General features: G+C 52.8%; 22 protein-coding genes. 6 read left to right on the forward strand and 16 right to left on the reverse strand.

Annotation, left to right across the window (positions count from 1 at the left end; all coding sequences use genetic code 11):
* Nucleotides 1-4 precede the first annotated feature (4 nt).
* From napA to PSE_RS10255, 6 genes are all read right to left on the reverse strand, one after another.
* Nucleotides 5-2503 (reverse strand): nitrate reductase catalytic subunit NapA, encoded by a 2499-nt coding sequence (napA, locus tag PSE_RS10230; protein WP_008548986.1) that lies wholly within the window; start codon nucleotides 2501-2503, stop codon nucleotides 5-7.
* On the reverse strand, nucleotides 2500-2838 hold the full coding sequence (locus PSE_RS10235; protein ID WP_014284775.1) for a chaperone NapD: 339 nt from the start codon (nucleotides 2836-2838) through the stop codon (nucleotides 2500-2502). Before PSE_RS10235 ends, napA begins: the two co-directional genes overlap by 4 nt.
* Nucleotides 2831-3349: a ferredoxin-type protein NapF gene (locus tag PSE_RS10240; protein ID WP_014284776.1), complete on the reverse strand. Its 519-nt coding sequence runs from the start codon at nucleotides 3347-3349 to the stop codon at nucleotides 2831-2833. The genes PSE_RS10235 and PSE_RS10240 overlap by 8 nt, the downstream gene beginning before the upstream one ends.
* 9 nt (nucleotides 3350-3358) lie before the next feature.
* Nucleotides 3359-3538, reverse strand: coding sequence for a periplasmic nitrate reductase, NapE protein (locus tag PSE_RS10245; protein WP_008548957.1), 180 nt, complete (start codon nucleotides 3536-3538; stop codon nucleotides 3359-3361).
* A gap of 371 nt (nucleotides 3539-3909) precedes the next feature.
* The gene (locus PSE_RS10250; protein ID WP_014284778.1) at nucleotides 3910-7140 is read right to left on the reverse strand and encodes an efflux RND transporter permease subunit; all 3231 of its coding nucleotides are present in this window, start codon (nucleotides 7138-7140) and stop codon (nucleotides 3910-3912) included.
* Nucleotides 7141-7143: 3 nt separating this feature from the next.
* Complete coding sequence (locus PSE_RS10255; protein WP_014284779.1) at nucleotides 7144-8274, reverse strand: efflux RND transporter periplasmic adaptor subunit; 1131 nt, start codon at nucleotides 8272-8274, stop codon at nucleotides 7144-7146.
* A gap of 179 nt (nucleotides 8275-8453) precedes the next feature.
* On the opposite strand from PSE_RS10255, the gene PSE_RS10260 reads away from it, so the two are divergent.
* On the forward strand, nucleotides 8454-9023 hold the full coding sequence (locus PSE_RS10260; protein WP_014284780.1) for a TetR/AcrR family transcriptional regulator: 570 nt from the start codon (nucleotides 8454-8456) through the stop codon (nucleotides 9021-9023).
* A gap of 26 nt (nucleotides 9024-9049) precedes the next feature.
* On the opposite strand, the gene PSE_RS10265 is transcribed toward PSE_RS10260, so the two are convergent.
* The 8 genes from PSE_RS10265 to PSE_RS10305 form a co-directional block, all read right to left on the reverse strand.
* Nucleotides 9050-9496 (reverse strand): PaaI family thioesterase, encoded by a 447-nt coding sequence (locus PSE_RS10265; RefSeq protein WP_014284781.1) that lies wholly within the window; start codon nucleotides 9494-9496, stop codon nucleotides 9050-9052.
* A 74-nt stretch (nucleotides 9497-9570) separates the two neighbouring features.
* Nucleotides 9571-10068, reverse strand: a complete 498-nt coding sequence (locus tag PSE_RS10270; protein ID WP_208990281.1) for an invasion associated locus B family protein — start codon at nucleotides 10066-10068, stop codon at nucleotides 9571-9573.
* Between the two features lie 17 nt (nucleotides 10069-10085).
* Complete coding sequence (locus PSE_RS10275) at nucleotides 10086-11291, reverse strand: YadA C-terminal domain-containing protein (protein WP_041768293.1); 1206 nt, start codon at nucleotides 11289-11291, stop codon at nucleotides 10086-10088.
* 554 nt (nucleotides 11292-11845) lie between these two features.
* Nucleotides 11846-12739 (reverse strand): sugar kinase, encoded by an 894-nt coding sequence (locus PSE_RS10285; RefSeq protein ID WP_014284785.1) that lies wholly within the window; start codon nucleotides 12737-12739, stop codon nucleotides 11846-11848.
* A 57-nt stretch (nucleotides 12740-12796) separates the two neighbouring features.
* Nucleotides 12797-13867, reverse strand: a complete 1071-nt coding sequence (gene fbaA, locus PSE_RS10290; protein WP_008549066.1) for a class II fructose-bisphosphate aldolase — start codon at nucleotides 13865-13867, stop codon at nucleotides 12797-12799.
* Nucleotides 13868-14454: 587 nt separating this feature from the next.
* Nucleotides 14455-15228, reverse strand: coding sequence for a hypothetical protein (locus tag PSE_RS10295; protein ID WP_014284786.1), 774 nt, complete (start codon nucleotides 15226-15228; stop codon nucleotides 14455-14457).
* An 11-nt stretch (nucleotides 15229-15239) separates the two neighbouring features.
* Nucleotides 15240-15965: a HupE/UreJ family protein gene (locus tag PSE_RS10300; RefSeq protein WP_014284787.1), complete on the reverse strand. Its 726-nt coding sequence runs from the start codon at nucleotides 15963-15965 to the stop codon at nucleotides 15240-15242.
* 32 nt (nucleotides 15966-15997) lie between these two features.
* Nucleotides 15998-16387 (reverse strand): hypothetical protein, encoded by a 390-nt coding sequence (locus tag PSE_RS10305; protein WP_208998139.1) that lies wholly within the window; start codon nucleotides 16385-16387, stop codon nucleotides 15998-16000.
* Nucleotides 16388-16564: 177 nt separating this feature from the next.
* On the opposite strand from PSE_RS10305, the gene PSE_RS10310 reads away from it, so the two are divergent.
* Complete coding sequence (locus PSE_RS10310) at nucleotides 16565-17113, forward strand: RNA 2'-phosphotransferase (RefSeq protein WP_014284789.1); 549 nt, start codon at nucleotides 16565-16567, stop codon at nucleotides 17111-17113.
* A 154-nt stretch (nucleotides 17114-17267) separates the two neighbouring features.
* Nucleotides 17268-18776, forward strand: coding sequence for a choline-sulfatase (gene betC, locus PSE_RS10315; protein WP_014284790.1), 1509 nt, complete (start codon nucleotides 17268-17270; stop codon nucleotides 18774-18776).
* Between the two features lie 9 nt (nucleotides 18777-18785).
* On the opposite strand, the gene PSE_RS10320 is transcribed toward betC, so the two are convergent.
* Nucleotides 18786-19682, reverse strand: coding sequence for a LysR family transcriptional regulator (locus PSE_RS10320; RefSeq protein WP_208998140.1), 897 nt, complete (start codon nucleotides 19680-19682; stop codon nucleotides 18786-18788).
* 77 nt (nucleotides 19683-19759) lie between these two features.
* Between PSE_RS10320 and PSE_RS10325 the strand changes: the two genes are divergently transcribed.
* Nucleotides 19760-20686 carry a nucleoside hydrolase gene (locus tag PSE_RS10325; protein ID WP_014284792.1) on the forward strand — a complete coding sequence of 309 codons (927 nt, stop codon included), beginning with the start codon at nucleotides 19760-19762 and terminating at the stop codon, nucleotides 20684-20686.
* Nucleotides 20683-21687: an adenosine deaminase gene (gene add, locus PSE_RS10330; protein WP_041768298.1), complete on the forward strand. Its 1005-nt coding sequence runs from the start codon at nucleotides 20683-20685 to the stop codon at nucleotides 21685-21687. The genes PSE_RS10325 and add overlap by 4 nt, the downstream gene beginning before the upstream one ends.
* Before the next feature lie 8 nt (nucleotides 21688-21695).
* Here the strand turns inward: add and PSE_RS10335 are convergent, their stop codons facing one another.
* Complete coding sequence (locus tag PSE_RS10335; RefSeq protein ID WP_014284794.1) at nucleotides 21696-22880, reverse strand: MFS transporter; 1185 nt, start codon at nucleotides 22878-22880, stop codon at nucleotides 21696-21698.
* 216 nt (nucleotides 22881-23096) lie between these two features.
* Here PSE_RS10335 and PSE_RS10340 point away from each other — a divergent pair, with 216 nt between their 5' ends.
* Nucleotides 23097-24005 carry a DMT family transporter gene (locus tag PSE_RS10340; protein ID WP_014284795.1) on the forward strand — a complete coding sequence of 303 codons (909 nt, stop codon included), beginning with the start codon at nucleotides 23097-23099 and terminating at the stop codon, nucleotides 24003-24005.

Below are 24005 nucleotides of genomic sequence, written 5' to 3' on the forward strand. Positions count from 1 at the left end.
TACCTCACACGGCTACGATCTTGACCGCGCACTTCTTGAAGTCGGTCTGTTTAGAAAGTGGATCGGTTGCATCCAGTGTCACCTTGTTGATGAGCTGGCTTGCATCGAAGAACGGTACAAACACGAGGCCTTTTGGCGGCTTGTTACGGCCACGGGTCTCAATGCGGGTGGTGATTTCGCCACGGCGGGAGATCACGCGCACTTCAGAACCACGACGTAGGCCTTTTGCTTTCGCATCATCCGGGTGCATGTAGCACAGAGCGTCTGGAACTGCTTTGTACAGCTCAGGTACGCGCTGGGTCATGGTGCCGGTGTGCCAGTGTTCGATCACACGACCGGTGCAGAGCCAGAAATCGTACTCTTCATCAGGCATTTCCGGTGGTGCTTCGTAAGGCAGTGCGAAGATGCGAGCCTTACCGTCTTTATGACCGTAGAACTCGTAGCCTTTGCCCTTGCCAACGTACGGGTCAGAACCTTCGCGGAAGCGCCACTGGGTTTCTTTGCCGTTTACGACAGGCCAGCGCAGACCGCGCTCCTGATGGTATGTGTCGAAGTCTGCCAGATCGTGCGCTTTGCCGCGACCGAATGTGGCGTATTCTTCGAACAGGCCTTTCTGAATGTAGAAACCGAAGTCTTTTGCTTCCTGGTTCTCGTAATCAGGGTTCAGCTGAGACACTGGGAACTTGTCAACCTGGCCGTTTGCGAACAGGACGTCGAACAGTGTCTTACCGCGGTATTCTGGCGCTTTTTCAAGCAGTTCTTCAGGCCAAACGTCTTCAACTTTGAAGCGCTTGGAGAACTCAACGGTCTGCCAAAGGTCAGACTTTGCTTCACCCGGTGCGTTTACCAGCTGGTTCCAGAACTGGGTACGACGCTCAGCGTTACCGTATGCGCCTTCTTTTTCCACCCACATAGCGGTTGGGAGGATCAAGTCAGCAGCCATTGCAGAAACGGTTGGGTATGGATCAGAAACCACGACGAAGTTTTCTGGGTTTCTCCAACCTGGGTAGATTTCTTCAACAACGTTCGGGCCAGCCTGCATGTTGTTGGTGACCTGGGTCCAGTAGAAGTTCAGCTTGCCGTCTTTAAGCATACGGGACTGCAGAACAGCGTGGTAACCAGGCTTTGCAGGAATTGTGCCTTCTGGCAGTTTCCAGATTTTCTCTGCAATTTCACGGTGTTTAGGGTTCTTCACAACCATGTCTGCTGGCAGACGGTGTGCGAAGGTACCAACTTCACGTGCAGTACCACAAGCGGATGGCTGACCAGTCAGTGAGAATGGACCGCAACCTGGCTTGGAAATTTTACCGGTGAGCAGGTGGATGTTGTAGAACATCTGGTTGACCCAAACACCGCGTGTGTGCTGGTTCGCACCCATGGTCCAGAGGGACATAACCTTCTTGTTTGGATCAGCGTAAAGTTTCGCCAGTTCCAGCAAGCGGCTTGCAGGAACACCAGACATCTTCTCAGCGTATTCGAGAGTGTATGGCTTAACGAACTCAGCATACTCTTCGAAGGAGATCTCTTTAGAACCACCTGCTTTGTCTGCGTTTTTCGCAGCTTTCTGCAGTGGATGCTCAGGGCGCAGACCGTAACCGATGTCCTGGTTGCCAAGACGGAAGTTGGTGTGCTTGCTGACGAAGTCCATGTCCACGGCTTCGTTCTCGATGATGTAGTTTGCGATGAAGTTCGCAATCACGAGATCGGTCTGTGGGGTGAAGACCATTGGGATGTCAGCAAGGTCAAAGCTGCGGTGTTCGTAAGTGGACAGAACAGCAACTTTAACATCCGGGTTGGACAGACGACGGTCAGTCAGACGGGTCCACAGAACCGGGTGCATTTCTGCCATGTTGGAACCCCAGAGCACGAATGCGTCTGCGTTCTCAAAGTCGTCATAGCAGCCCATTGGCTCATCGATGCCGAAGGTACGCATGAATGCGCCCACAGCAGAGGCCATGCAGTGACGTGCGTTCGGGTCAATGGTGTTGGAGCGGAAGCCGGCTTTCCAGAGCTTTGCAGCTGCGTAGCCTTCCCAAACAGTCCACTGGCCTGAGCCGAACATGCCTACAGAGTAAGGGCCGTTCTTTTTGATCGCTTCTTTGGCTTTGTCAGCCATGATGTCGAAAGCTTCATCCCAGGATACTGGAGTGAACTCGCCTTCTTTGTCGTACTTGCCGTCTTTCTTACGCAGCAATGGCTGCTCAAGACGGTCCTTGCCGTACATGATCTTGGAAAGGAAGTAGCCTTTTACGCAGTTCAGACCGCGGTTAACCGGGCTTTTTGCGTCACCATGTGTTGCAACAACACGGCCGCCTTTGGTTGCCACCATGATGGAACAACCGGTGCCGCAGAAACGACAAGCAGCTTTAGACCATTTCAGGTCGGTTTTGCTGGAGTCGGTAACAAGGTTAGACGCTTGTGCCGGAAGGCTTGCCCCGGCCGCGGCTGCTGCAGCTGCAACGGCCTGCGCCTTGATGACAGCGCGTCTTGTTAGTTTAATCATGAGCAAGTCCCCTCGGGTTGAATGTCACCCTGATCAGAAATCACAATTGAATTGAGGTCGGTGGTGTCGGTCTGATGGAAAATGAGTGATGCGGTGATCACGTGATCCATTTTCTGGATCTCGGTCAGCGCATTGGCGATGTCGCGCTCGCTCGTGGTTTCCAACGTCACGATAATCTTTTCGGTGTCAGGCACATCCGCGATCTCAGCAGAAGGCATCTGTTCGATGGCCGCGCAAACCTGCTCCCGTTTTTCCGGGATTGCCTGAATCAGCACACTGGAAATGTGCCAGACCCCGGCAGGTTCTTCGCGCTCAACGGCTGTTGCATTACGCATTTGCTAAGCTTTCCTGGCTCGTGTTGCTTTGGTCGTTCAAACTGATGGCATCCACTGGGCAGGCCACGAGGCAAGCGCCGCAACCGCTGCACTGGTCTGCGTCCAGTTGGATCTGTCCTGCTGGTGGTGTGCGCAGGTCAAACCGGAGAGCTCTTGGGTCACAGCAGTCAGTGCAGGTCCGGCAGGAAACGCCTTTCTGCAGCAAGCAGGCCTCTTGCTTTAAGTCTGCTGTAAGTCTCCAGGGTGCTTCTGAAAGGTTGAAGAGACCGTCTTCAGGGCACGCTTTTGCGCACTCTTCACAAAATGTGCATTCGCCAACACCAGGTTTCAGAAATGGCCGGTTATCATCGCTGAACAGAATGCCTTCCGGGCAGGCTTTGACGCATTCAAAGCAACCGGTGCATTTGTCTTCAATCCGCTGCTCGCTGGTCCATGGCGGACGAAATGGGTTCGCCACTTCTGGTTTAGCGCTTAAACGGGTAAAGAATGCTCTGCGAGAAAGGTTGGCCACTGTCACCTCTTAGAATGATGGTGGGCCAAGCAGGATCTGCGACATCCAGATAAGGAAACCATATCCGGCAACCGCTGCAGTCATCAGAACTGGAGCCAGGACAACCGCCAGCAACAAGAATGCTGCGCGCTCGCGACCTTTGCTCACTTCTGGAGTGGTAGTCTGGGTGTTTTGGCTTATGCCAGCCATTTGCGTACTCCGGTCTAACAGCTGCTTTTGGCAGCTATTGATTGGAGCAGACACCGTTACGTTATACGTGCCCGCTCGTACGCGCAGGAACCTAGATGAATTGTAAAAAGCACAAATTGAGTGCAATCAATTTTGAATTAGTAGATTTTTTCTCTTTGATATTCCGCAATATATAAGTGCATGATGCATTTCTAATATATAATCTATATTAGTATATTCAAATATAGTGAGATTTAACCTTTGAGGAATCGCTAATATATACTTAGCGGCGAAATTCTGCGGATTCACAGTGGGTTAAATAGCAGATTTCGCAGGGTAAGTCCTTAACAAAAAACGGCCTCCGCTAGGGGAGGCCGTATCGTAAGGTTCATTTAAGCTTTTTCCAGAGGGAAACCCTCAGGTTTTATATCTCCGTTATTCTTTGGGGATTTTTCTAAAATCGCCTGCTTTTCCTCAGCCTCATGGGCCTCTTTTCGCTCCATTTGCGCATATTCCAATGCCTTATCGCGTTTGCCGAAGAAAAAGACGCGAATATCTTCCGCAATTGCGACAAGTACTGGAATCAGGATCAAAGTAATAAGCGTTCCGAAAATCTCCCCGTAAGCAAGGGAGACAGCAGCCGGGATCAGGTACATGGCCTGCTCGGAGGTTTCGCTCATCAGCGGCATCAGACCAGCAACGGTTGTCGCCGTTGTCAGGAAGATCGCCTGGAAGCGATCCATGCCACTGCGCTCCGTCGCCTCGATATGCTCGACACCCTCCTCACGCAGATGAAGGTAGTGAGTGACCATGACGAGGGAGTCGTTGACGATCACACCGATCAGCGCCAACAAGCCGAAGATGGACATCATGCTGAAGGGGATGCCGATGATGGCGTGGCCCAATATGGCCCCGACAACACCGAATGGCACCACAGACATAATGATCAGCGGCTTGAAGTAGGACTTCAATGGGATCGCCAACAGGACAAAGATGAGGAAACAGGTGATGATCAGGGCGCGGTTCATGTTGCCTTTCACTTCACCCATTTCCTCCAGTTCGCCACCCTGCTTAATTTTCACGCCGGGATACTTCTGTTGTAGTTGGGGCACAACGGAGGTGAAGATATCCTGACCGAGCTCTGCAGGAGCAACGATCTGTTTGTTGATGTCAGCTTCGATAGTGGCGACCTGATCGCCGTTTCTGCGGTACACGAACCCGGGCACATATCGTGCCTCGATGTTGGCGACAGATTGCAGGGTGACCCAATCCCCGTTTGCACTGCGCAAGCGGGATTGCAGCAGGTCTTCAATGGCGTCACGTGCGTCCAGTGTGTTCCGGACAATGACGCGGACCTCTGAGTTGCCACGTTGGATGCGCTGTGCCTCACCGCCACCAAACTGATTGGAAACCTGACTGGCGAGCCGCTCAGCGGTAAAACCGAGATGCCGTGCTTCAGGTTTTACGGTCAGGCGCAGTTCTGGTTGACCTGCCTTAAAGGTGTCACGCAGATTGCTGACGCCTGCACGTTTGCCTAGCTGTTCCATCAGCTCAGCACTTGCCAGCTTCAGTTGTTCTGCGTCTTCACCAAACAGACGGATCTTGAAACCACCACCGATCGCTTCAAAGCCCGAGAAGGTGAGTTTGGAAACACCTTCCAAAGTACCGGTGCGGTCCTGCCATTCGCGAAGAATGTCAGCAGTTTTTGCATCTCCGCGTTCTTTCAACGGGCGCAGCTCTGCGTAAATGGTCGCATTGGTGCTGTCTGAAACGATGCGGAAGATGTTCTGAATGACGCCACCCACGTCCGGCTGTTCCTCGGCATACCGCCGATCAACCGCATGGGCCATGTCTTCGATCAGCGTGATGTTGCTCTGTGTCAGATTGAACGGAGCCCGCGGATCCATCTCCATATTCACCACGATGTACTGTCCCGGAATTTCCGGGAAGAACACCGAATGGATCTTACCCTTCCACATGAGACCAAATACGAGCGCCGCCACAGCAATGAAGCCGACCAGAACAGCATAACGTTGACGGATCGCCCATTTGAGGGTTGGGAAGTAGATGGTGTCGCGGAACCAGAACAAGCCGCCACGCGCCACACCCTGCACCTTGCCCCAGGACCGGGAGAAGATGTTTTGCTTCTTCTCTTCCAACGAGATGTAAGCAAGGTGTGCTGGCAGAATGAACTTACTCTCAAACAGGGAGAACAGCAGCGCCAGAATAACAATGCCGGAGAAGCTGCCGAGGATCTTGCCCAGCTCACTCTTCATCAGCAGCATCGGGAAGAAGGCCGCCGTTGTTGTCAGCACACCGAAGATGGTGGCGACAGCGACTTTATGGACGCCTTCAGCCGTTCCCTTTAGCGGGTTCGCATAGCGCTTACGTTGTTCAAAAACGCTTTCCCCCACGACCACGGCATCATCCACGAGGATACCGAGGGCAATGATGAGGCCGAACGTGGTGATGTCGTTGAGCGAGTAGTCGATCCAGCCCGTGGTGGCCACAGCAAACGCACCAGCCAGCGAGATCGGGATCCCCATCGCAACCCAGAAGGCCAGCTTCATGTTGAGGAACAGCGACAACATCAGCAGCACAAGCGCCAGCCCCTGAAGGGCGTTGGAGCTGAGAAGGCTGAGACGATCCTCAATGTAATCACTGGAGTTGCCCCAGACATCCACCTTTACACCGCTTGGCAGTGTGCTGCGGAAGTCCGCGATGATGCTCTTCACATCCTCAGAGACATTAATAAGGTTGTCTTTGCGGCCAATCAGAACTTCCAGCCCGACAGACTCTTTGCCGTTGAAGCGGGCTTCCATATCAATGTCAGCAAACGCATCTTCTACCGTGGCGATATCGCCCAGAGTTGTCGTGGTACCATCTTCCCATTCGATGATCGGAATACGCTCGAAGTCGGCTTTATAATAGGCCTGACTGTCAGCGCGCAAAGAGATGTAGCCACCCTCGGTCTTCAGAGTGCCACCCGGGAAGTAAAGGGATGACGCGCGGATGCGGTTCATCACCTGCTCAGGCGTCAGGTTCAGGCGCTCAAGCGTGTACGGCTCCAGCCCGATCTTGATCTGCTCAGTTTGTAGGCCCCACTGTTTCAGGCGGGACACTTCCGGGCTGGCCAGCAGCTTGTTGCGCAGTTGGCGTGCAATGCGCTGCAAGGTTTTGAAATCAGCATCTCCATAGACCTGCACAAACATGGCAGGCATATCCATGCTCTCTTTTTCAATAACAGGCCGCTCCGCTTTCTTCGGCAGATTATAGATGCCGTCCACTTTCAGGCGAATGTCATCCAGCAGTGTGCTGAGTTTGGTGTCGCTGGTCTTCTTGACAGAGACAGTCGAGAGCCCCGGCTGCGAGAGTGAGCTGATGTGTTTGACACCGGCCAGCCCTTCAAGCGCCTTCTCCACCTTGCGCGTGATCTGCTTATCAACCTGCTCGGTGTAGCCATTGGGCAAGACAGTGGTGATCGTCACCGTATCCGCCGGCAGCTTTGGGAAGCCTTCAATGCGGATGTTCATAAGAGAGGACACCCCGACAAGCAGGATGAACGCCATAATGAGATTGGCAGCGACCGGATTTCGGATGAACCAGTTTGTGAGCCATGTCATGGGTTAGTGCCCCGCTGGTGTTGGGGCAACATGCTGACCCGGCAGGAATGCAGCCATTGGCAACTGAACAACGCGTTTTTCACCTAAATCGCGCAAAACGTCGGGCATATGAACGATGATGTCTGTGTCATCGCGGAAGATGACGTCAGCTTCAAAACGTTGCAGTTCGTCTTTGTTGTTCAGGAACCAGATGAAGCCTTCCTGTGTTAGCGCCGTTGCTGGCAGCTTCAGGCTGTCTTGAACGGTTCGGCTTTGCAGCTCCACGGTGACGAACTCACCTGGCAGAATGGAAGTCTCAGGTGTGTTGACCACCTCCAGAAACAGCTGATACCGGCGGGATTTAGGGTCAAGAAACCCACCTCCGCGCTGGATTTTGGCAAGGCCAACCATTTCCTTGCTGGAGTTATAGATCTTGGCCGGAAATTCCTGCCACGCCTTCTCCAGCAGGTCCCACTGGTCTTTATCCAGCGAAACGGTGATGTCCAGCTGCTCAGCGTCGAGCAGGGTGAAGAGTGTATCTCCCACTGAAATGCTCTGGCCGATGCTGACATGGCGCTTTGTCACAAAACCGCTGAATGGAGCTTTGATGGTGGTCGCGTTCACATCATACTGAGCGACTTTCACCTTCTGAATGGCAGCTTCCAGCGCTTTCTCAGCAACGCGTAACTCAGGAATATGCACGGCCATCTCCGGCGGCTCTTCCTGCGGGTTCACAGCACGCCAGTTTTTTAGCGCAAGAATGTGCTTGTTCTGCTTTTTCTTCAGATTGAACTCGGCAGTGGACTGCTGGTATCTGGCGTCTTCCAGCTGTGCTTCATAGGTGTGCTTTTCCAGCTGTGCCATGGCTTCGCCTTTGGCAACCTGCTTGCCTTCCAGTGCCTGGGGAGCAACTGAGAGCAATTTGCCGGAGACCTGCGCTTTCAGATCAGCAGTCCAGCGCGGGCGAACTTCTGCGAAAACAGAGATATGGCCGGTATTGTCGTTTGCTTGGGCCGTCACATAGCTGACAACCGGCAGCGCAACTTCTTTTTCTTCAATGTCGACATCACTTGTGTCTTCGAGCGAAAGAACATAGGTACCAACAGCTCCCAGCAGCACCAGTGCTGCTGACAACCACACAATCCGCTTGGACATTCAGTGCTCCTGAGCAATAGGTTAAATGAGGCAGATTTTAGAGTTTGTTGAAGGCCTATGAAATGACCGGTTATCGCTGAGTGAACGCCTCGTGATCACACAGATCTTGATTTATGAGACGAGTGTGTATCATAATGTTTATATGTGAGACAAGTGTGTCTCATAAAATGAGGGTAAAAATGTTGTTGCGTGATAAAAGGGCTGTTAAGTCCCGCAGTGCCCTGATTGAAGCTGGATTGGCCGAACTGCCTGTAAATCCAACGGCTTCTCTCACGGAAATAGCGGAGATTGCCGGAATTGGCCGTGCCACGCTTTACAGACACTTTGCTTCTCGTGAAGCGCTGATTGAGGAAATTCTGGCGGTCAGTTTTGATGATTTGGTCAACGCGTTGATGCCGATGGAGAACGAAAACCTCCGCGGCAAAAAAGCCATGCTGCGTGCCGTGGAACTAATGATGCCGCTGGCCAACAAGCTGCGCTTTCTCTCGACTTTCTGGGTGGAAGGGGAACGCGTCCTGAGCAAAGACCCTCGTTATGCGATGATGGAAAACGAGACAATTCTGGCCATTGAGCAGGCCAAGCAAGATGGTGACATCCGCAAAGACATGCCGACACGGTGGGTGATGAACACCTACGACATGCTCATCTTCACTGCGTGGGATATGAACGCCAGAGGAGAGGCGAGCATTGAGGAAGTCACGAGGTTGCTGACAACTACGTTCTTTGAAGGAGTGAGCCCTAAGTCCTGATGGCTCTGGCGAGCCGCTTCATGCGCTCACACATCATCAAGCCGCGCTTCTCTTTGCGGGGCGCGCTTGAACGGGCCGGTTGCCGTGGCAATCAGCTGGTTCTTCTCATCAAACAACTCTGCTTCAGCAAACAGGGTAGATTTGCCGCCACCAACCACTTTGCCTTTGGCCACCAACCGCTTGCAGATTGCCGGGGCGACGAAGTTGACGGTCAGAGACAGCGTCACAAACGGCTGCTTTCCTGTTGGATCGACAGAGGCACTGCATGAGGCTCCGCAGGCGTTGTCCAGCAACATGGTCACGATTGCTCCATGAACCACCCCACTGCGGTTGGCGTACTTCGCGTCGATATTCAACGCACAAATCGCCGTGCCTTCTTCTGGAAACAACTCCAGCTCATACCCAATAAACCGCTGAAACTCGGTCTCGTCGCGAATGGAAATGGATTTATCGGTATTGAATGAGTATGTCACAGCAGCCTAGTTCCCCTCAGGTCCTAGGCTTATCAGTAGCTTACTCTCTCTCAGAAATCCATTTGACCATCCGGCTACGGCATCAGGATTTCCATGCGTTTGTGGAACTCGTTCCAGTTGCGGGTGAAACCCATCAAAGAGTAGTTGAGGGCCAACTGCTTTCTGTCGCCTGCCTTGCGCACGAGGATGGACATTTTTTCACCGCGCTTGAGGAAGTCGACGACCGTCTGGTTTGCAGTAAAGGCAGCTTCGCAGCCATCCGGATTGCAGGTGATCAACTTGGCCTGAATAATAGCAGCCTGATCGATGCCGATGTTGATGCCACTCGGGATGTGAATGCCCAAAGGCAGCTTTACGATTCCAGCATATGTAGTCGCGCTGAGTTTGCGGAAGGCGATGTTGTTGAACAGCGTTCCGTTTTGCAGGCGGATCTCAGCATACATCTGGCATTGCTGCCTACTGCATTGCACGGACCATTCTTCTTTCGCTTGAGCGGCGGAAGGAGCGAGAAGACCCCCGCCATGGAAAACCATGGCGAAGGCGACACAGAGAAATGTGAGAAGTCGGCTCATTTGCCTCTCCTGCTAAATTAGAATGAGAAACCCAAACCAGCACCGGCCGCGACGTTGTCATCAAAGTCTGTTGCGACAGAAGCGGTGATTGCCATGTTGTCCATCGGCATGAACGCAGCTTTCATGGAACCCGCAGACTTGCCTTTGAAGTGACCAAAGCCGCCTGAGAGGGAGAGGCCGTTGTAGCCGCCTTGAATGATTGGCGCGTTGGCAATTGCGATCGCCATGGCGACACCTGCCTGCAGTTCATCGACATCTTCTTCCAATGAGACGATGCGGGAGCTGTTGTTAGCGATGGCGTCGCTGTTAGCAGTAATCCGCTCCGCATTGCTGTTCACAGCGGCAACAACGCTGTTGCGTGCTGTTCCGGTGAAGGTTGAGTTCAGATCAGCCAGTGAACCGACTTTTTCGTTCAGCTTGGTGACTGCAGATACCACTGTGGTGTCTGCAGGCGTTGGGGCCTGAAGGTCGCTTGGCAGTGTGCTGATGTCGCCGATTTTGGCATCAACGGCGTTGAAAGAAGCCAGAATACCGTTCGCCAGGCCTTCGCCATTCGCCAGCGCCTGAGCCGTTGCGCGGCCAGATGCATTGGCACCATTTGCTGTGGTGAATACGCTGTAGTCTTCATGCGGCTGTTGCTCTGTGGTGTAATCACCAACAGCGGTCCCAAGTGCAGCCAGATCTGCGGCCATATCTACCGGCAGAGCGCCACTGGTGAAGTCATCTGCTACCGGATCTGTCGGGGCATCCATGGTGATCTTTTCACCGGCAGCCGCTTTGGCTTCCACGTGATCCAGATAGGCTTTCCATTCGGTTTTGGCTGTCGTTCCGTCTTTCAGCGCACCTTCAATCGCGCGAACGTCTTCAACCGGCGTTCCAGTTGCATTTTTCAGCGGGTCTTTCACCGCATCAGAGATCGCTGCTGGGGCTGTTGTCTGGACGGTGCCGAACAGTTTTTCAAAGTCGTTGATGATTTGCTTGTTGTTGGCAATGTCTGTCGCGTTGCCGTTGATCTCGTTTGCAAAGATACGGTCTACATTCGCACTTTCGCCAATTTCGGTTTCCGTGGTCTCATCATAGGCCGTAGTAGCATTGTCTGAAGAGCCCGTGTAATGGGTCACCACATCGCTGCCGTCAGTGGTGATGGTAATTGTGCCCGCGTGTGCCATGCCTGCACTCGCCAATAACGCGATGAATGCACATGAGTATTTAAGATGAGTCATAGTATAAACCCTGTTTTAAGCAATAGAAACTGAGTTAAATACTGCCGCCAGAACCTGTTGAGTTGGCATGCAGAAATTGTTCTGTCGCGTCAGGCGAGCAGTTGGTGGTAAGCAATTTATGTTCGTGTGAAAGAAGCTCGTGATCAGCTGGCTTCATCATGTGCTTACTTATATTCTCAGGATCTGGCGAAGAATATTAGTGAAACAAAGCCAATATTATTTAGGGCTATTGTATTTAAGGAATAAGAAGCCCGAGATTTCCTGAATCTCAGTGGTATCATCTTGCGGGAAATCTACGCCTTCAAAGACTTTCCATCGTTTATGGTCCGCCTGAATCGAGGGGGTATAGCTGACAGTAGGCGACTTGGGATAACGCTGCTCAGAAAAAGCACGTGCGAGAAAATAAAAACCCCGCCTCATGGAGAGACGGGGCTTTTTGAGTGTGCGAGCGCCACATGAACATGTGCCCGATGTGGGGCCTATTATTGTTATTGTTCGTTCTTATTGTTTTTATTTGGCTCTAAATGGCTTCACCAATGGCAAAGCCGTCTAGATTAGTCGCCCGCAGGAAAGTTTTTCTGCACGTTGTCCAGATCAAGAACGGTCGGCAGAGAGGCCTCGTTGCCGAGGAACTGAATGGCGTGTGCGGAAGCCGCACGAGCCAGTTTGAAATGGTCTTCCCAAGTACCTTGAGGATCTGCCAGGTAGCCGTACACATAAGCGCCGTGGAAGGTATCACCCGCACCGTTGGTGTCGAGGACGCGTTCCTTTGGAACTTTCAGAGCAGGCAAGCGCTTGATTGGGCACTTGTCTTCGTACCACAGCAGGCCTTCTTCACCCTGTGTAACACCACCCACCTTCACGCCTTTGGCACGCAGGTATTCAAGGGTGTCTTCTGGTGATTTGCCGAGCTGCTCGCAGAACAGTTCGGAGACGATCGCTACATCAATGTAGTCGAGCAGCTCTTCGGTGTTCTCACGAACGGCACCACCATCCAGAGAGGTGAGGATACCGTGCTTACGGCATAGCTTTGCGTAGTGCAGAGCCGCATGTGGGATGTGACCATCCACGTGCAATGCCTGACAGCCAGCAAGGTTCAGTTCAGGGAACGGATGCAGGAAGTCGTTGTCACGGCAGCGTACGATGGCACGTTTGCCGTCTTTTGGCATGATGAAGGAAAGGGAGCTTTCCTTCACCTTGGCACCGTGGATCGGAATGGAATACTTGGCCGCCATATCGCGGAACATGCGGGACAGCCAATCATCTGCCATGGAGCACAGCAGATCTGGGGCGATGCCCAGTTTTGCGCAGACGAAGGCTGCAGTTACAGCGTTGCCACCAAAGCTGACAGCGTAATCCTGCGCAATTGCCTTTTCATCACCTTCCGGCATGGTTTCTGACAAAAAGGTCACGTCAATATAGGACTGGCCAATAAATAGCGCTTTCATCCTGTACTCCATTAAAGTCCGGGCCACACCCCCAACGTGTGGCCGGAGAGGTCATTCTTACTGCGCCAGAGATTTACCAGCGCTGCGAAGGTCGTCAAAGGCTTCTGTCAAACGAGTGATGATGCCTTGTTCACCTTCCCGCAGCAATTTGCGCGGATCGTAGACCTTCTTATAAGGTGTGCCGGTCTCTGGGTCGATCTGGTGTTTGAACGCATTTGGCGTTTCGAACACATAAGCGCCCGCTTTTTCAGAGAATGCGAACTGCGTGTCGGTGTCGATGTTCATTTTGAACACGCCATAGCCGAGGCTTTCCGCGATTTTCTCTTTTTCAGAGCCGGAACCACCGTGGAACACGAGTGGCAGTGGGTTTTCACCCAGGTTGTGGGTTTCGCGAACCAGTTTCTGGCTTTCACGAAGAATCTCAGGGCGCAGCTTCACATTGCCTGGCTTGTAAACGCCATGCACGTTGCCGAAGGAAGCAGCCACAGAGAAGTGACCCAGTGGGTTGAGGCGGTCGTACGCTTCCAGCACATCTTCTGGCTGGGTGTACAGTTTCGGGTTGTCTGCTCCGATGTCTTCATCAGAACCAACGCCATCTTCTTCACCACCGGTGCAGCCCAGTTCAATCTCAAGGCTCATCTGCAGTGGAGCCATGCGCTTCAGCAGGCGCTCACTTTCAGACAGGTTGTGTTCCAGAGTTTCCTCTGAAAGGTCCAGCATGTGAGAAGTAAAGAGTGGACGGCCATTCGCACGGAAGTAGTCTTCACCGTGCGAGATAAGCGCTTCCAGCCAAGGCACCAGTTTACGGTTTGCATGGTCTGTGTGCAGAACAACGCAAACACCGTAGTGTTTTGCCAGCAGGTGCACGTGTTGGGCTGCAGACACTGCGCCAAGAACACGGGCCTGGAAGCTATCCGGCATGCCTGCACCAGCGTAGAACTGTGCGCCGCCGTTTGAGAGCTGTACGATTACGTCGGATTTGTTGGCTGCCGCAGCTTCGAGCACTGCGTTGATTGAGTTGGTGCCAACTACGTTTACTGCTGGAAGAGCGTATTGCCCTTCGCGTGCTGCCTGAATGAGGGTTTTGTATTCTTCGCCAAAAATGACGCCTGGACGCAGCTTCGTCACCTTAAAGGTCTCCCGATCGCATGTTGAGTGAGTAAAAAGCGAAGCCCGGGAGGAGGGAACGCTGCAATATAACAGCTGGGAACGAGCTTCGCTTTTACTCATGTGGTTCGGTTGTTACGCACCAGCTAAAAGGGGGTATAGCTGGCTGTAAGGCCCCGAATGAGGCTTGCCGAGGGTGGCGGCAAACCTTGCAAGTGAAAAACTTTTCACCGGGTGCAAAAAGATTTGAATGGAAAGTGCATCGAAACGCGTTGGAATGAAATAAGTAGGAATACGTATATGATGCAGGCGCACTTCTGCGTGATTTGAGGAGATTATAACGATTTAAAATCCGCTCATATGACAAATCACAAAATGACTGAGGGGAATGTGCGGGTTAGTTGCAATATTATTTGTACCAAAGCGCTTTGGCGACACATATATCAGTATTACCTCAAGTAATAGGTATTGAACCCCATGACAGATTGTCGCCGAATATTGTGCGCTTTGGGGGAAAACCCGGGTGATTTTTCAGTTTCTCAGGCATTTTGCCGGAGCACTACAGAAAAACCACCCGAATTGACGATTAGGTCAACTTGGTGAGTCGCTTACTTTACTCGTTTGAACGACTCATATTCTCCACGTGTTTGCAGAGATAAAGTGACAGGGCTGTCAGTTCTGTTGCGCCAGAACCAACCATGGTTGCCATCAAATGCAGCCGTGAGCTCTCCCTCATCCTGCGGCACACCACGACCTTTCACGTAGGATATGGAGCGACCGCCTCCGTCACCGTGGGTGTCGTAATTCAAAACACTGCCGTTGGCTGTCCAACGATAGGTTGCTGTCTTGCCTGCCTTCATCACCAGCTTGATCTCAATGCCTTGACCCGGCTCCAACTGAACTGTGGCCTGATCGCTTTTGAGTGCAGGCGTTGGGGCTGGAGTGGGAGCCTGAACGACGGGAGTTGTCGCAACTGCCTGTGCCGGAGCTGTTGGCGTGTTTTCGGCGGGACGACGCGTGGTGGAAACACGCTCGCGCAGCTGTTGCTTCAGCATCACCTCAGCCAGCTTGCGTTCAATCTCATCAACGCGGTTGGTCAGTTCCGGCGAGTCAGCTGCTACGGGTTGATTGACGGTGGAAGGAGCAGAGGCTGTTGTTACTGCTGCATCGGCGGCGCTTTCTTCTGCCAGCTGGGTTTTGATCTCACCCATTTCCGTCAGGCCAAGTACGCGACCCATGCCAGTGGCGTCCACTCCATACTCGGAGGGCAAGATCACCACGACAAGAAGGACAAGGGCAGACAAAGCAGCAATGATGGTGGAGCGTTTCAACTGCGCGGAAGATGGCAGGTCAGAATGCTTGGGTGGAGTTGTGTTGTACATAGTGCCTCACATTAGAAAGATAGGATGAGGCCCGTGAGCTGGTATCCAACCAGCGCAAAGCCTGCTGTCATCATGGTGGTGTTCAGGGAGTAGGCGTAGCGCCAGAAAGTCTGCGTGCGCCGCCAATAACCCATAACGATGAGAATGCCGCTCAGCGCCAGTAACTGGCCCAGTTCGACACCCACATTGAAGGCCAGTAGGTTTGGCACCAATCCATCCGGCGAGATCTCATACTCGAGGATCTTGGTGGACAGGCCAAAGCCATGAAAGAACCCGAAGACCAGCGTGGTGAGGCGGGTGTTGGGTTGATACTTAAACCAGACCCGAAAAGCCCCCATGTTATCGAGCGCTTTGTAGACCACCGAAAAGCCGATGATGGCGTCGATGATGTAGGCGTTGATGCCGATGTTGAAGTAAACCCCAAGCAGCATCGTGGTGGAGTGGCCAATCGCGAACAGGCTCACATAAACGCCGATGTCTTTGGTCTTGTAGAGGAAGAACACGATCCCGAGCAGGAATAGGATGTGATCATACCCCGTGACCATATGTTTGGCCCCCAGATACATGAAGGGGATGATGTTGATCCCGGAGATCTCTTGAATGTAGCCCTTGTCACCGGTCGCAATGCCGTGGGCTGCTGCAGGCAACGTGATTACCAGCAGAAGAATGCAGGAAAGCAGAAGAAGACGCGTTAACGTCCACCGCTCAGCGCCTGCGCGCTGAAGATGTAAGTACATGGAAAATCCAACTGTAGTTTATGGGAATAGTGCTACAGAAGGAATGGACGGGGAGGACGTTCCAACCGTGAGGCAAGATCAAACCGCAGGCTTTTGACAGGCTGCGCGATGTGTATGCCAGTCACTGCTGAAATCACGAGGCGCGTGAAAACAGGCTCAGCGGGTGCTTCATGAGAGTGATCAGCGGAGTTATGCCCGTGCAGATGACCAGAGATTTGCAGATCATCCGCAAATTCTGCGTCGTGGCTATGGTCCACATCATGTTCATGCGCATCAGCGACTAGGTGCTGCTGATAGGTCGTCTGCGCAAGTGCATTCAAATCATGCGACGGTGTGGAACGACCCATGACAGAAAACACGAGCATCAAGGTGATGCACATGAGCAGGGCAGTTCTCAGCAATGTCACAAGACGAAACGGCATGCGGCAGTCGTTCAACTCTCAAACAATGAATAGCGCTGATTAGTCAGAGGACTATGGCAATACCATGGACTGAACTGCAGAAAAAGACCGGAAAGTTGAGTGGCTTGGAAAATGTCTGGTGTTGCGTTAGCTTGCAGCCATTGTTCAAAAATATTGCCAGTATGAAGTTATAGAGCCATGTCAAAGAATAAGAAAAACAAGAGCACCGAGATCAGCAAGTTTCTCAGTTTCGTGTTGAGGCACAAACCGCAGGAAATTGGACTGCAGCTGGACCCTGAAGGTTGGGCTAGTGTTGCTGAACTCATAGAGAAGGCCAGGCCTCAAGTTGACCTGACACCTGAAGTGATTGAGCAGATCGTGATTGAAAGCGATAAGCAGCGCTTTAAGTTGTCTGATGGCAAAACCCGTATTCGCGCCAATCAGGGGCACTCAGTTCAGGTTGATTTGAAGCTGAAACCAGTTGCTCCACCAGCAACTCTTTATCACGGCACCGCAGAGCGCAACTGGTCTGCTATTTCCGAGCAAGGTTTGAAACCGCAGGCCCGTCATCATGTACACCTTTCTCAAGATACGGAAACCGCCACCAAGGTTGGTCAACGACATGGTAAGCCTATTGTTCTGACAATCAATGCAGAGCAAATGCACCAAAAAGGTATCGAATTTTTCCTGTCCGACAATGGCGTGTGGCTGACTGAAGCTGTGTTGCCAGAGTTTATCTCGCGATAGGAGAGCTCACTCCTCCTGATACCCACCTTGACGAAGCCCCTTAGCATAAGGCCTATTACATGTTCTCGTCGCAGCTCAAAGAGTGTGTGATGCAATAAGAGCGCATGGGTTTAAGTGTGCCGGCAATCTTTCTCAGCAATGCAGCCGGAATCTTATGAGTAAACCGAATATCCTGATCTTCATGGTGGACCAGTTGAATGGGACCCTGTTTCCAGATGGCCCTGCCGAGTGGCTTCACACGCCGAACCTTAAAAAACTGGCGGAGCGCTCAACCCGCTTCCAGAATGCTTACACCGCCTCTCCACTTTGTGCACCGGGGCGGGCCTCGTTCATGTCCGGGCAGTTGCCGAGTGCGACCGGCGTTTATGACAATGCCGCAGAGTTTGTCTCATCTCTGCCAACCTATGCGCATCACCTCCGTCGTGCCGGATACCAGACGTGCCTGGCAGGTAAGATGCACTTTGTCGGGCCAGACCAGCTGCACGGGTTTGAGGAGCGGCTGACTACTGATGTTTATCCGCCTGATTTCGGTTGGACGCCGGACTATCGCAAGCCGGGTGAGAGGATTGACTGGTGGTACCACAACATGGGGTCGGTGACAGGCTCAGGTGTCGCCGAGATTACCAATCAGCTGGAATATGACGATGAGGTCGCCTATCACGCCACACGTAAGGTCTATGATCTGGCCCGAGGCAAGGATGAAAGACCTTGGTGTCTGACTGTCTCTTTCACGCATCCGCATGACCCTTATGTGGCGCGCAAGAAATATTGGGATCTCTATGAGGACTGTGAGCATCTGCTGCCGCAAGTTCCGGCCATGCCCTATGAAGAGCATGACAGCCATTCAAAGCGGATCTTCGATGCCAACGACTGGCGATCCTATGACATTACCGAGGAAGACATTCGCCGGTCACGCCGGGCTTACTTCGCCAATATCTCCTATATTGATGACAAGATCGGTGAGGTGATGACCGCGCTGGAAAGCACGCGGCAGGAGGCAATCATTCTGTTCGTCTCAGACCATGGAGATATGCTGGGCGAGCGCGGACTGTGGTTCAAAATGTCCTTCTTTGAGGGCTCTTCCCGTGTGCCCTTAATGATCTGCGCACCTCAGATGCAGCCGGGCCCGATCTCCACCCCTGTCAGCAATATCGATGTATGTCCAACCCTTTGCGATCTGGCAGGGATCAGCATGAAGGAGGTGATGCCGTGGACGACTGGAGAAACTCTAGTTGGGCTCGGCCAGGCGAAACAGCGGACCTCTCCTGTAGCCATGGAGTACGCTGCTGAAGCGTCTTATGCGCCTATGGTTTCTCTGCGCGAAGATCGCTGGAAGTTCAACAAATGCCTGCTGGATGAGGACCAGTTGTTCGATCTGGAAGCCGACCCGCATGAACTGCACAATCTGGCACAAGATCCTGAATACCAAGAGATTGCGGAGGAGTTCCGAAAGAAGGTCGCAGAGCGCTGGGATCTGAAACGCTTCGATGCCGATGTCCGCGCCAGTCAGGCCCGTCGATGGGTGGTCTACGAGGCTCTGCGCGAAGGCGGCTACTACCCTTGGGACTACCAACCCCTCCAAAAAGCCTCCGAACGCTACATGCGCAACCACATGGATCTGAACATACTGGAGGAAGCACAGCGATTCCCACGTGGGGAGTAGGCGAAGACGTTAGTCTTGTGCAAACATCCCCTTTAGCACCTCACTGACACGTTGGAAGTCCGGGTCCAAATCTGTTTCCAATGGAGCGATGGTGAAGTAGGTGCCTTTGCGTTTTTGGAAGCCGAAGGGGGCCCAGAGGCGGTTGTGTTTTATGGCTTCTGTCACAAGGGGGCGCGGGGCAATGGTAGGACCGAGGCCAGCTTCAGCGCCTTGAAGGACGAGATACATCTCGTCGAAGTACGTTGTGTTGGCCGCAGGTGCGAGCGTTGTGCCGCTTTCAGCCACCCAACTCTCCCAGATGTGGGGGCGGTCTTTAGGGATTAAGCAGTTGTAATTGGTGAGCGTTGCTGCTGGGTTCGGGCAGTCCGGCGAGAGCAGCAGTGGAGAGAGCACCAAACCAAACTCTTCATCGGCCAATTTGAAGACTGTATTCGGTACATCCGGTAGCTCTTCAACGCGCAGACTGAGGGAATAGGAGGCGTCCACTGTGCCGCGGTGGGTGTCATCAGCCACAAACTGCAAGGGTCTGTCTCCGATTACCGCCTGAATGAGATGTGCGTTTGGAATGATCACGCGTAGCAAGCTCGTGGACGGGGCTGCCAGCACGAAGGGCTTGCTGGAAAGATCATGAGAAAAGCTCTGCTCCGCCTGCCGTAAGAGCGCAAATGCACCTCGGGTTTCCTGAAACAGCTTTTCTCCAACGGGTGTCGGCAAATTTCTGCGAGAGACGCGGGTGAACAGCTTTGCGCCCAACTCGGCTTCCAGAGCTTTGATGTGTTTGCTGACGGCACCCTCCGTTACGCACAGCTCATCGGCTGCTGCAGCTATGTTTCCGCATCTCACCGTTGCTTCAAATGCGCGGAGAGAGGGCAGGCGTCCAAGTAGTTTCACTTTCCTAAAGCTCAAGTCATAACTCCAAAAATTCGATTATCAGGCAATTTATAGCAGCATAATACTCAACTCATAAAGAGTAGGAGGCGAACTTGAATAAGCTCTGGATCGACACGGATACCGCATCTGATGATGCTGTTGCACTGATGATTGCCCTGTCGCTGGCGCCAGAACGGGTGGCCGGTATCAGCACTGTGGCTGGCAACGTGCCGGTGCATATGTCTTCTCGCAATGCTGCCTACACTGCTCGGCTCTGTGAGTTTGAGATTCTGATCCACGAGGGCGCTGCAAGCCCGTTGTGCCGCACGCTGGAAACGGCGCAGCATATCCATGGTGAGGATGGCATGGGGGATATCGGGCTGGATTTAGGCAGCGCCGACCTTTCCGGCATCCCAGCAGCCGTCGTTTTGGTAGAAGCTGCGCGCCAACATCAAGGTAAGTTGGAGGTGGTCACTCTTGGCCCGCTTACCAACATCGCTCTAGCGCTGAAACTAGACCCGGAGTTTGCTTGCAATGTTGCCAAAATGACAATCATGGGCGGCACCAGTGATTGCTATGGCAACGTGACGCCGGTTTCTGAGTTCAACATCTGGGCTGATCCTGAAGCGGCGGATGTGGTCTTTCGCTCTGCTATTCTCAAGGTGATGGTGGGGTGGGACATCTCCCGCAAATACGCTGGGATCTCCAACACTGATGCTGAGGAACTGCTGGCTATCGGAACCTCTAAAGCAAAGGTCGCTGTGAACTCTCAAAAGGTATTGCGCGAGTTCTGTAGTTCAACCTCGGGCGTTGAAGGGTTTGATTTGCCTGACCCGATCACCATGGTAGCGGCATTGAACCCTTCTGTGATTACTGAGGTGAAGCCTTGCGCTGTCAGAGTGGTGTGTGGGGAAGGCCCGTCGCGTGGCCTGACGATCCTCAAAGACAGGCATTGCAATGATGAGCCAAAAACGACGCAGGTGGCGTTGACCGCTGACAGAACCATTTTCTGGCAAATGCTGCAGGAAGCTTTGAAATGACAAATATGTTGCGCTCAATGCCGAAGGTGGAGCTGCATACGCATATCGACTGCAGTCTCGACTACAAGACCGCCTCTCTCCTAAAGCCAGGCATGAGACTTGCTGAGTACAAAGAAGCGTTTGTTGCGCCTGAAAAGTGCAAGGATCTGGTGCAGTTTCTGCAGTGTATCGATCCAGCTTTGGCGCTGATGCAAACTAGGTTGGCCTTGCAGGTGAGTGTCGATGGTTTGATCCGTCAACTTGCAGCAGACAACGTGCTTTATGCAGAGATCCGCTTCGCCCCGCACTTGCACACTCGAAATGGTCTGCGGCCTGAAGAGGTGGTGGAAACGGTGCTTGCTCAGATGTTTGAGAGCAGTGAGCGGGAGGGTATCTATTGCCGACTGATTCTGTGCACTCTGCGCCATTTCTGCAAAGAACAGAGCTATGAAGTGGCCGATCTTGTCGCCCGTTATCAGACACAAGGTGTTGTCGCGTTGGATCTGGCAGCTGATGAAGCCAATTTCCCACTGGATGAGCACATTGCTGCGTTCCGCCGAGCCAACACGCTTGGCCTCAATGCCATCGCCCATGCTGGTGAAGCGCGCGGTGCTGATAGCGTTTTGGAGACACTGGAGAAACTCGGAGTCAGTCGTATCGGCCACGGCGTGCGTTCAGTAGAAGACCCACGTGTGCTGGAGAAACTGGTGAAAGATGGCATACATCTGGAGGTCTGCCCGAGCTGTAATGTCCAGACGGATATCTTCTTAGAACTGAAAGACCACAGTCTGGTGCAGTTGAAACAAGCTGGTGTGAAGTTCAGCCTCAACACAGACGCTCGCGCGACGACGGGTGTATCCCTGACGGAAGAGCATGAGCGCGTTGTACGCACCTTCGACTGGACTGAACAAGACCTTCTTACAAGTTCGCGAATGGCTCTCGATGCCAGCTTTGCTCCCGATGATATCAAGCAAAGCATTCATGAAAAGCTTGAAGCTTATGAAGCGGCATCGGTTGAGTGAGGGGCAACTCACGCTTCACTCAGTTCCAGCTTTTGCGTGGATGCAAGCACGGCATGTATTTGTAACAGAATGAGCCCGAAGCATCCGATCGCGAAAACAAACCAGTAATAGTTTGAGGCTGGGAAACCAACGATCAGCATGGAGAGCAGGAAGCCAAACAGGGTGCGCTGGATATACGTCAGGGAGCTGATGACAGAGAGATAACTGCCAAAAATATCCTTCTCAACCATGCTCATTACGTATGTTTTAAATGCAACACGGCTGGCTGATCCAGCAGCACCCAACACAAAGACACCAACAAGTATGGTTGGCATGGCTGGGAGAATGCTGATGGTAAGGAGTGCAACGGTGAAGATGGAGAGGCAAACTCTGATGGCCATTAAGGCTGACTGAGTAGTGATAAAACGGCTAATTAAGAATCCAGAAAGTGCAGCTCCCAGACCATAAGACATGGAGAGCTTGGCCAGCGCAGAAACATCTAGTTGAAGTACAGCGTTGAGGTAGATTGGGTGTACGATGTTGAGCATCATAACGCATACAAAAGAAACGCTATCGCAGACACCAAGCAGAATGAGATCTTTCCGCTTCAAGATCGTTCGGAACACACGACGTGAGACACGTGCACGAGCTGGCCTTTCCTGCTTCTTGTAGGGAATGAAGCAGAACATCAGTGCAGATATCACCATCAGGCCGCTGTTCAGTTGCAGCAGGAACTGGAAGTCGCTGCTCTTTACGGCGTAGATCATCAGCAGGCCTACCACGAATGTGGAGGCTTGCATTTCCACCTGCATCCAGCCGTTCACCTTTCCGCGTTCTTGCTCGTTAAACACCTCCTGAATGAAGGCAGACAGTGCGTTGTAAAAGAACAGGAAGAAGACCTGAGACGCGAAGTAAAACACGCTCAAACTGGCGATCTTCAGAAACGCATTGCCATAGGTGATTGAGGAAATCTGAAGAACCACAGCCATCACCACAATACACATCATCAACGTGGAGCGACGTGAGAATCTGTCGACGATCCTGCCGGAGATGGGGGCAAGAACGATGAGGATGGCAGTGGCATACGTTGCGGTGAAAGCAAGGACACGCTCACCCCCAAGAGACTCCGAAAGTTCCCAAGGCACAACGGTTAGCGCGATGCCCATCGCTATGGATGCGATGAAGTTCGAGAAGGCCAATACGATCAGTTTCATTACAATATCCCCCCGCATTGCAATGGATCATATTTAGAAAGTAAAATCTATCTTTATTTATTGCAACCTGTGCCAAACACTCAAATGTGATCGGAAAAATTGTTCTATTTTGCTCAATAGAACATGAGTTCGTGAACTGTTCAGCTTCAAGAAACCTATGGAGAGTATAGGCCGGTCTCCTCTATGCTTGGGGAGTGGAGTTGAGGATTTATCAAAATGGAACTTTGGATTCCGATCACGATCGCAGCGGCGTTTAGTCAGAACCTGCGGTCAGCGCTGCAGAAGCATCTGAAAGGCAAAATTGGAACGACCGGCGCGACTTTCATTCGCTTCGGATTCGGTTTTCCGATTGCCGTGCTTTATCTGGCGGTGATCCTCAAACTCACTGGCGAAGCAGTTCCGGATGTGGGGACGACCTTCTATTGGGCAGCTGCTTTGGGTGGCCTGGCGCAAATCTTCGGAACGTTTTTGCTGGTACACCTGTTCTCCTACCGCAACTTTGCAGTCGGCACGGCTTACTCCAAAACGGAGCCAGTTCAGGCGGCGATGTTTGGGTTCATCTTGCTGGGTGAGCAACTGACACCACTTGGCATTGGCGCGATTGTGCTTGGTATTATCGGCGTATTGTTCATCAGCTTTGGCAAGGAGCGCCCGTCAAGCTCGGTGGTTCTGTCCACGTTGATTGGCAAACCTGCCTTGATCGGGTTGGCGTCTGCAGCGTTCTTTGGTGCGTCCGCAGCATTCTATCGCACCGCTTCGCTCTCCGTTGAAGCAGAGTCATTCTTGTTGCAGGCAGCGTTTACACTGGTGTGTGTGACGGCGTTTCAAACTGCGGTCATGGGCAGCTGGATGACGGTGAGCTGTCCGGCTGAGCTGCGCGCAGCTATCAGAAACTGGAGGCTCTCCGGGCTGGTAGGGCTGGCGGGTATCGCGGGCTCCATTGGCTGGTTCACTGCGATGACATTGCAGCAGGTGGCTTACGTGCGCGCACTGGCTCAGATTGAACTGGTTTTCACTCTGGCCGCGTCCTGGATGTTCTTCCGCGAAAAGATCACGCCTGTCGAACTCGCAGGCTGTATTCTGGTCTCACTTGGTGGCATTGGGATTGTTATGGCAGCCAGCTAA

It is taken from the genome of Pseudovibrio sp. FO-BEG1 (genome assembly GCF_000236645.1).
In the GTDB taxonomy this organism is placed as follows: domain Bacteria; phylum Pseudomonadota; class Alphaproteobacteria; order Rhizobiales; family Stappiaceae; genus Pseudovibrio.

What these genes read in the sequence shown, in the direction of transcription:
- PSE_RS10295 (WP_014284786.1), bottom strand. Translation starts at nt 15,228, where the DNA reads ATGTACAACACAACTCCACCCAAGCATTCTGACCTGCCATCTTCCGCG.
- PSE_RS10275 (WP_041768293.1), bottom strand. Translation starts at nt 11,291, where the DNA reads ATGACTCATCTTAAATACTCATGTGCATTCATCGCGTTATTGGCGAGT.
- add (WP_041768298.1), top strand. Translation starts at nt 20,683, where the DNA reads ATGACAAATATGTTGCGCTCAATGCCGAAGGTGGAGCTGCATACGCAT.
- PSE_RS10245 (WP_008548957.1), bottom strand. Translation starts at nt 3,538, where the DNA reads ATGGCTGGCATAAGCCAAAACACCCAGACTACCACTCCAGAAGTGAGC.
- PSE_RS10235 (WP_014284775.1), bottom strand. Translation starts at nt 2,838, where the DNA reads ATGCGTAATGCAACAGCCGTTGAGCGCGAAGAACCTGCCGGGGTCTGG.
- napA (WP_008548986.1), bottom strand. Translation starts at nt 2,503, where the DNA reads ATGATTAAACTAACAAGACGCGCTGTCATCAAGGCGCAGGCCGTTGCA.
- PSE_RS10270 (WP_208990281.1), bottom strand. Translation starts at nt 10,068, where the DNA reads ATGAGCCGACTTCTCACATTTCTCTGTGTCGCCTTCGCCATGGTTTTC.
- PSE_RS10250 (WP_014284778.1), bottom strand. Translation starts at nt 7,140, where the DNA reads ATGACATGGCTCACAAACTGGTTCATCCGAAATCCGGTCGCTGCCAAT.
- PSE_RS10335 (WP_014284794.1), bottom strand. Translation starts at nt 22,880, where the DNA reads ATGAAACTGATCGTATTGGCCTTCTCGAACTTCATCGCATCCATAGCG.
- PSE_RS10305 (WP_208998139.1), bottom strand. Translation starts at nt 16,387, where the DNA reads ATGCCGTTTCGTCTTGTGACATTGCTGAGAACTGCCCTGCTCATGTGC.
- PSE_RS10310 (WP_014284789.1), top strand. Translation starts at nt 16,565, where the DNA reads ATGTCAAAGAATAAGAAAAACAAGAGCACCGAGATCAGCAAGTTTCTC.
- PSE_RS10255 (WP_014284779.1), bottom strand. Translation starts at nt 8,274, where the DNA reads ATGTCCAAGCGGATTGTGTGGTTGTCAGCAGCACTGGTGCTGCTGGGA.
- PSE_RS10285 (WP_014284785.1), bottom strand. Translation starts at nt 12,739, where the DNA reads ATGAAAGCGCTATTTATTGGCCAGTCCTATATTGACGTGACCTTTTTG.
- betC (WP_014284790.1), top strand. Translation starts at nt 17,268, where the DNA reads ATGAGTAAACCGAATATCCTGATCTTCATGGTGGACCAGTTGAATGGG.
- PSE_RS10300 (WP_014284787.1), bottom strand. Translation starts at nt 15,965, where the DNA reads ATGTACTTACATCTTCAGCGCGCAGGCGCTGAGCGGTGGACGTTAACG.
- PSE_RS10260 (WP_014284780.1), top strand. Translation starts at nt 8,454, where the DNA reads ATGTTGTTGCGTGATAAAAGGGCTGTTAAGTCCCGCAGTGCCCTGATT.
- PSE_RS10340 (WP_014284795.1), top strand. Translation starts at nt 23,097, where the DNA reads ATGGAACTTTGGATTCCGATCACGATCGCAGCGGCGTTTAGTCAGAAC.